The 2,447-nt window shown below is 47.5% G+C and carries 2 protein-coding genes; both read left to right on the top strand.

Features of this window, described 5'->3' with window-relative positions; translation table 11 throughout:
• Positions 1–282: 282 nt before the first annotated feature.
• A complete protein-coding gene (locus tag HMPREF0860_RS07075) occupies positions 283–2,058 on the top strand; it encodes an InlB B-repeat-containing protein (protein ID WP_021495623.1) in 1,776 nt (591 codons plus the stop codon).
• A 129-nt stretch (positions 2,059–2,187) separates the two neighbouring features.
• Positions 2,188–2,427: a hypothetical protein gene (locus HMPREF0860_RS07080; protein WP_021331529.1), complete on the top strand. Its 240-nt coding sequence runs from the start codon at positions 2,188–2,190 to the stop codon at positions 2,425–2,427.
• Positions 2,428–2,447 lie beyond the last annotated feature (20 nt).

Below are 2,447 nucleotides of genomic sequence, written 5' to 3' on the forward strand. Positions count from 1 at the left end.
CGAATGCGGCATTTTCGAAAATCGACATTTTCTGCAATGCCGCATTTTAAGGTAGGTTAAAAGCGCCGCTGAAATAGTGCGGCGCTTTTAACTTCGAGTTTTCTTCGAAAACTCGCTCATATACGTGTGCGCGCACGCGCACGAATTGCCCGGCTCCTAAATCTGAAGATTTACTCGCTGGGCAATTTTACGGTAGGTTAAAAGCACCGCTGAAATAGCGCGGTGCTTTTAACATGGAATGATTAATAAATATGTTTAAAAATATTTTTTTAGGAGTGTTTTATGAAAAAAACATTGTTTGTGTTGGCAGCTTTGGCGGCCGTCTTTATCGGGTTCAGCGCATGCAGCAACGGCTCGTCGGACGACAATACGCCGACCCCGCAAAGCAGCTATACCGTTGTTTTTAATACTGTTGATGCGAACGGTACGCTTGAGGCGAAAGCCGGCCATACCGTAGTTACAAGCGGTAAGAAAGTCGAAACAGGCAAAACGGTTACGTTTACAGCAAAACCGAATGAGGGTTATGTTGTCGACAAGTGGGCAATTACCGGCGGGACATTGAAGAGCGGTGGAACGGACGGCAGTACGACGGCAACGGTGGAAGTCGGTTCTTCCAATGTAGAAGTAAAGGTAAGTTTTAAAGCTGCAACTCCCGGAAAGTATGTGCTGACATTTAAAGTAAAAGGAGAGGCTGGTGGAAGTACGATTACGGCGAAAGTTACGGACGGCGGTGCAATTGACAGCGGCAACGAAGTTGAGAGCGGAAAAGAAGTCGAATTTACGGCGACGCCCGATACCACAAACGGCTGGAAGGTAAAGAGCTGGTCGATCGTAAAAACAGCGGACAATACGGCGCTTTCTTTTGTAAGCGGCACGGGCGCTGACGGCAGTAATACGGCAAAGGCTCTGATCAACGAACCTGTAACGGTTGAAGTTGAGTTTGAAAAAATAAAACATCCCGTTACGTTCAACGTTGACGGTGCGGGCGGTTTGCTCTTTGCAAAAATAGGTGATACTTTTATCAATACCGGCGACAAAGTTGAGCACGGTGAGACAGTCACGTTTGCGGCAAAACCCGATAATGCCGGTTGGAAAGTAAAAGATTGGTCGATCGTGAAAACTGCGGACGGAACACCGCTCACCTTTACAAATATTACGATAAATCAAAACAACGGTATCGGAAATGCGTACGCAAAAATCACCGAACCGGTAACTGTTAAAGTTACGTTTGAACAACAATTTGCCGTTACTTTTGCCGCCGTCCATGGAAACGGTACGCTTACGGCAAAGCATGACGGTAAAGACTTTGCATCGGCAGCACGACTGACAGCGGGCAACACGGTTGAATTTACGGCCGCACCGCGGACAGGCTATGTGATCGATAAGTGGACTGTTAGCGGCGGGACTTTTGAAAACGGTGGAACGGACGGCAGTACGACGGCAGCGGTGAAAGTCGGTTCTTCCGACATAGAAGTAAAGGTAAGTTTTAAATGGACGGGAGACGCTTTTGTTCCCAATAAAACCTATAAGGGAGACGTTAAATTGAGCTGCTTTGTCAGTGCGATGGGCGGAATCGAATTCGGAGCGGGACAGCCGGATATAGGGCCGGAGTATCAATCGATACTTGAGGATGCTTATGTTACTGTTGACAGCTCCGGCAATGCGACGATGACGGCGAAGTTCAGAAAATCGTTTGTAAATGTCTTCACTGTAAAGGCAAATACCTTTATCGATCCGCGTAATTCACATCCGGGTTATTACGATATGAACGAAGTCAAACAGAATGTAATAAACTACACTATAAGCCCCGAAGGCGATACGGCAACTCCGCCGGAAGATGACCCGGATTTTGCTAAAGGCGTTCGCTACGTTACTTCGATGACGTTTCCTGTCAGCAAAGAAGCATCCGTTTATAATCTGTGGTTTTACCTTAACTCGAGTATTATGGGTGTACAGTTTTCCGACGGGAAGGGTACGGCCGGGTCGAATGAGCCGAATGAGCACTCAAAATATAAAGCCGAGCTTACCGTCGATTGGACGACAGTTACCGCACAATAAAGCATCGAATATCGGTATGTGTACCGCGTTTGCCGCGAATATGCGGCAGGCGCGGTAAAGTTCTAGCGCGCATTTAATAAGCGCACAAGCCTGACACAGGCACCTGAGATACCGGCAAAGGTTACGACGATGCACAACTGCTTTGAAGGCTGCACAAAGCTTGCAGCTGCAACGCTCAAGTGCAATTACAATCCTGCAGTGCTGTATAAGGACGAGGAAGGTAATGAGGTGAAGGCTTTTAAAGACGTGTTCAAAGGCTGTACAAGCTTAAAAAACAACAGCGTAAAAGTTCCTTCAGCACAGGTGGCTGCGTATAAAGCCGGTGCAGGAACGATGGGTGCGAATAAGGACTGGTTTGCAGCGGAATAAGTAGGTTAAAAGCGCCGCTG

This window comes from Treponema socranskii subsp. socranskii VPI DR56BR1116 = ATCC 35536, assembly GCF_000468115.1.
Lineage (GTDB): Bacteria > Spirochaetota > Spirochaetia > Treponematales > Treponemataceae > Treponema_D > Treponema_D socranskii.

What these genes read in the sequence shown, in the direction of transcription:
- HMPREF0860_RS07075 (WP_021495623.1), top strand. Translation starts at nt 283, where the DNA reads ATGAAAAAAACATTGTTTGTGTTGGCAGCTTTGGCGGCCGTCTTTATC.
- HMPREF0860_RS07080 (WP_021331529.1), top strand. Translation starts at nt 2,188, where the DNA reads ATGCACAACTGCTTTGAAGGCTGCACAAAGCTTGCAGCTGCAACGCTC.